Origin of the sequence: Mesorhizobium sp. M2A.F.Ca.ET.037.01.1.1, from assembly GCF_003998075.1 — a bacterium.
GTDB lineage: Bacteria > Pseudomonadota > Alphaproteobacteria > Rhizobiales > Rhizobiaceae > Mesorhizobium.
In genome coordinates this window covers 1-4,707 of record NZ_RZSA01000514.1, presented here as the reverse complement: position 1 = coordinate 4,707, position 4,707 = coordinate 1, and the positions used below count along the sequence as shown (strand labels likewise).

Sequence of the window (4,707 nt, the reverse complement as noted above, 5' to 3'; positions counted from 1 at the left end):
GTGCCATGCCGATCTTCATCGACCGCCGTCTGAACCCGAAAGACAAGAGCCTTGGCAATCGCCAGCGCTTCCTCAGGCGCGCCCGCGAGGATCTCAAGCGCAGCATCCGCGACAAGGTCCGCACCGGCGGCATCGCCGATCTCGACCGCGAACACGCCGTGCCGATGCCGCGCAAGGGCACCGACGAACCGAGCTTCGGCGACGACAGGCAAAGCGGCCGGCGCCAGCACATCCTGCCCGGCAACAAGACGTTCAGCCCTGGCGATCTCATCGACAAGCCTGGCGGCGGCGGAGGCTACGGATCGGCTCCGGGGACTACGGAATCCGAAGACGACTTCCGCTTCGTGCTGTCGCGCGAAGAGGTGCTCGACCTTTTCTTCGAGGACCTCGAACTGCCGGATCTGGTCAAGCTCAACCTCAAGCAGATATTGAGCTTCAAGCCGAGGCGGGCAGGCTTCGCCGCGAGCGGGGCGCCGACCAACATCAATGTCGGACGCACAATGCGCAACAGCCACGGCCGCCGCATCGCGCTGAGACGACCCAAGCAGGCGGAGCTGGACGAAATCGCCCGGCAGATCGCCGAGCTGGAAGCGAAGCCGGCAAGCGCCGCTGTGCGCGAACGCATCACGGCGCTGCGCGAAGAGCTTGATCGGCTCGAACGCCGGCGCAGGCGGATTGCCTATGTCGACCCGGTCGACATCCGTTTCAACCGCTTCGATCCCCAGCCCGTGCCCAATGCGAACGCGGTCATGTTCTGCCTGATGGACGTCTCAGGTTCGATGGGAGAGCGCGAGAAGGATCTGGCCAAACGCTTCTTCGTGCTGCTGCATCTCTTCCTGACGCGCCGCTACGACCGCATCGAGGTCGTCTTCATCCGCCATACCCACCAGGCCAAGGAGGTGGACGAGCAGACGTTCTTCTACCACACCGAAAGCGGCGGCACGGTCGTCTCCACCGCGCTCGAGGAAATGCACCGCATCATCGAAGAACGCTATCCGGTCGCCCAGTGGAACATCTACGCCGCCCAGGCCTCAGACGGCGACAACTTCGCCACCGACTCCGAGCGCTGCATCGAACTGCTCGACCGCAAGCTCATGCGGCTTTGCCAGTATTTCGCCTATGTGGAGATCATCGACGAGCGGGAAAGCCATATCTTCGGCTCGACCGAGAACGGCACGTCGCTTTGGCGCGCCTACAACGCCGTCGACGGCAAATGGCCGAACTTCCAGATGAGGCGCATTGCCGCGCCGGCCGATATTTACCCGGTCTTCCGCGAGCTCTTCGCCAGGCAACCCGCCCTGCGCAAGAGCGCTTGAGGGGCTTCTGCAAATGGTCAGCCAGGCGCGCAAATCCGAACTGCTGTTTTCCGGCTCGGACTGGAATTTTGCGAAGCTGTCCCGCGTCTATGACGAGATCGAGGCGCTCGGGACCGAAGATCTGGGCCTCGACATCTATCCTGTGCAGATGGAGGTCATCTCTTCCGAGCAGATGCTCGACGCCTATTCCTCGGTCGGCATGCCGCTGATGTACCGGCATTGGTCGTTCGGCAAGCGTTTCCTCTACGACGAGTTTCTCTACCGCAAGGGCGCACGCGGCCTGGCCTATGAGCTGGTCATCAACTCCAACCCCTGCATCGTCTATCTGATGGAAGAGAACACCATGGCCCTGCAGGCCCTGGTGACCGCGCATGCCGCGCTCGGGCACAACCATTTCTTCAAGAACAATCATCTTTTCCGGCAATGGACCGATGCCGGCGGCATTCTGAGCTATCTGGATTTTGCCAAGGGCTACATTGCCCGATGCGAGGAACGGCATGGCCTGGCGGCCGTGGAAGCGATCCTGGATTCCGCGCACGCGCTGATGGAACAGGGCGTCTTCCGCTACCATCGGCCGCCGAAACTGTCGTCCGAGCAGCAGCGCGAGGGGCTGCGCGAACGTCTCGAATACGAGGAGCGCTCCTTCAACGATCTGTGGCGAACGCTGCCGCCCTCGCAGGGAAAGAGCAAGCCGGAAGCGGGGGACGAAATGCTTGCCGAGCGGAAGAAATCGCTCAAGCTGCCGGAGGAGAACCTGCTCTATTTCCTCGAGAAGAACAGCCTCGTCCTCGAGCCCTGGCAGCGCGAGATCGTCAGGATCGTGCGCGTCATCGCGCAATATTTCTATCCGCAGCGGCAGACCCAGGTGATGAACGAAGGCTGCGCCACCTTCGTGCACTACACGATCATGAACACGCTGTTCGATCGCGGCCGCATCAGCGAAGGCGCCATGCTCGAGATCCTGCGCAACCACTCCAACGTGGTCTTCCAGCCGGCCTATGACGATCCGCGCTACTCCGGCATCAATCCCTACGCGCTTGGCCTCGACATGATGCAGGATATCCAGCGCATCTCGACCGCGCCCACCGCCGAGGACCGCGACTGGTTCCCGGACATCGCCGGCCGCGGCGACTGGCGCGACACCCTGCTCGACGCCTGGGCCAACCACCGCGACGAATCCTTCATCCGCCAGTATCTGAGCCCGGCGCTGATCCGCAAATGGCGGCTCTTCGCGCTGGCCGACGGCGCCGACGAGCCGCATTACGAGGTGGCCTCGATCCACAATGAGCGCGGCTATGCCAGGATACGGTCGGCGCTGGCGCAAAGCTACGATATCGGTGCCAGCCGCCCCGACATCCAGGTGGTCGACGTGGACCTGCTGGGCGACCGGCATCTGCGGCTGCAGCACAAGGTCAAGGACGGCATCATGCTCGAGGGCCAGAGCCGCGACGCAACCCTGCGCCATATCCGCAACCTCTGGGGCTACGAGGTCAGCCTGGCGGCAATCGACGCCGGGACCGGCGCGACGCTCAGCGAGCGCTGGACGAAGGAACTCTGAGCGACATGGCTTGAATCGCGGAGCGCGTCAGCTTTCCCCGGCGGGCCTGATCCTCAACCTCGCAATGCGGTTCTTGTCGCGCTTCATCACCACGAAACGCTTGCCGTGGAAGGTGAAGGCCTGCTTCTCCTCCGGGATCGACTGCGTCTCATGGATGACGAGACCGGCGATCGTCGTCGCCTCCTCGTCGGGCAGGTCCCAGTCGAGAGCGCGGTTCAAGTCGCGGATCGGCACGGTGCCGTCGACGACGACCGAGCCATCGGCTTCTTTCTTGACGCCCTGCATGTCGACATCGTGCTCGTCGGCGATCTCGCCGACGATCTCCTCGATGATGTCTTCCAGCGTCACCAGCCCTTCGACCTCGCCATACTCGTCGACGACGATGGCGAAATGCGTCTTGCGCCGCAGGAAGGCGTTGAGCTGTTCCTGCAAGCTGGTGGTGTCCGGCACGAACCAGGGCTTCGCCGCGATCTTCATCACGTCGATCCGCGAAAAATCGTTGCCGACCTCGTTGAGGGCCCTCAGCAGGTCTTTCGCGTGCAGGACGCCGACGATGTTGTCGAGCGAGCCCTTCCACAGCGGCATGCGGGTGTGCGGACTCGTGAGGATCTCGCGCACCACTGCCTCGGGCGCATTGTCGGCATTGACGGAGCGCATATTGGTGCGGTGGACCATGACGTCCGACACTTCGAGCTCGTCAAGCTCGAAGAGGCCCTCGAGCCGGTCGCGCTCCTCGCGGTCGGCTTCGCCGTCACGACGGGAATCGTCGCTGTCATGATCCTTGCCGTTGCGCTCGGATCGCTGCTGCGGCTCGATCGGCCGCAGCGCGTAGCCGAAAGCGGCAAGCAAGCGGGCGCGGAACAGAAGCGCCACGATCATGATGGCGGCGAGGACGGCGGCGACGATCCAACCGGCGTCGATCATCCGGAACGGTTCCTCTTGGACCGTTCGGGATGGCTCATCTTGAGCGCTGCGGGATGGCTCATCTTGAGGAAGGAAAGCACTTCCGAGGGCGGCACGTCCTTGGCGATGAAGGCCTGGCCGATGCCGTGTGTGAGGATGAAGGTCAGCGCGCCGCGCGAGACCTTCTTGTCCTGAGTGATGAAGGAAAGCAGCGCCTCAGCGTCCGGCAACTCCCCGGGAATATCGGCCATGCGCCAAGGGAGGCCGACGGCGCTGAGATGCGCCTCGACGCGTTCCGCGTCGTCCGGGCTCGCCAGGTTGAGCCGCGCCGAAAAGCGATGCGCCAGCGCCATGCCGATGGCGACGCCCTCGCCATGGACGAGGCGCGCGCCGTCATATTGCGTGGCGGCTTCCAGGGCATGGCCGAATGTGTGGCCGAGATTGAGCAGGGCGCGATCGCCGGTCTCGAACTCGTCCCGGGCGACAACGTCGGCCTTGGCGCGGCAGGCCTCGGCGATCGCCTCGACGCGCGCCGGGCCGCCGGCAAAGACCTGCCCCCAGTTCTGCTCCAGCCAGGCGAAGAAGGCCGGGCGATCGATCAGCCCGTATTTGGCAAGCTCGGCATAGCCGGCGCGGAACTCGCGGATGGGCAGCGTGTCGAGCACTTGGGTGTCGGCCAGCACCAGCCTGGGCTGGTGGAAGACGCCGACCAGGTTCTTGCCGCGCGGGCTGTTGATGCCGGTCTTGCCGCCGACGGAGGAATCGACCTGCGCCAAGAGCGAGGTCGGGATCTGCACGAAATTCATGCCGCGCCGCACGATGCCGGACGCAAAGCCGGCGAGGTCGCCGATGACGCCGCCGCCGAGCGCGATCACCACGTCGCGGCGTTCGAGCTTGGCGGCGAGCACGCCGTCGACCACCTCCTCGAGA

At 64.3% G+C, this 4,707-nt stretch carries 4 protein-coding genes; 2 read left to right on the top strand and 2 right to left on the bottom strand.

The genetic code is table 11. The features are described from left to right. Nucleotides 1-5: 5 nt before the first annotated feature. A complete protein-coding gene (locus EOA27_RS22870) occupies nucleotides 6-1,316 on the top strand; it encodes a YeaH/YhbH family protein (protein WP_126080994.1) in 1,311 nt (436 codons plus the stop codon). 13 nt (nucleotides 1,317-1,329) lie between these two features. Continuing rightward, on the top strand, nucleotides 1,330-2,874 hold the full coding sequence (locus tag EOA27_RS22865) for a SpoVR family protein (protein WP_126080993.1): 1,545 nt from the start codon (nucleotides 1,330-1,332) through the stop codon (nucleotides 2,872-2,874). A 27-nt stretch (nucleotides 2,875-2,901) separates the two neighbouring features. Here EOA27_RS22865 and EOA27_RS22860 read toward each other — a convergent pair whose 3' ends face one another. Then, on the bottom strand, nucleotides 2,902-3,798 hold the full coding sequence (locus EOA27_RS22860; protein WP_127257250.1) for a transporter associated domain-containing protein: 897 nt from the start codon (nucleotides 3,796-3,798) through the stop codon (nucleotides 2,902-2,904). After that, the coding region (gene aroB, locus EOA27_RS22855) for a 3-dehydroquinate synthase (protein ID WP_127257247.1) at nucleotides 3,795-4,707 on the bottom strand (913 nt) is incomplete at its 5' end. The genes aroB and EOA27_RS22860, both read right to left, overlap by 4 nt.

What these genes read in the sequence shown, in the direction of transcription:
- EOA27_RS22870 (WP_126080994.1), top strand. Translation starts at nt 6, where the DNA reads ATGCCGATCTTCATCGACCGCCGTCTGAACCCGAAAGACAAGAGCCTT.
- EOA27_RS22865 (WP_126080993.1), top strand. Translation starts at nt 1,330, where the DNA reads ATGGTCAGCCAGGCGCGCAAATCCGAACTGCTGTTTTCCGGCTCGGAC.
- EOA27_RS22860 (WP_127257250.1), bottom strand. Translation starts at nt 3,798, where the DNA reads ATGATCGACGCCGGTTGGATCGTCGCCGCCGTCCTCGCCGCCATCATG.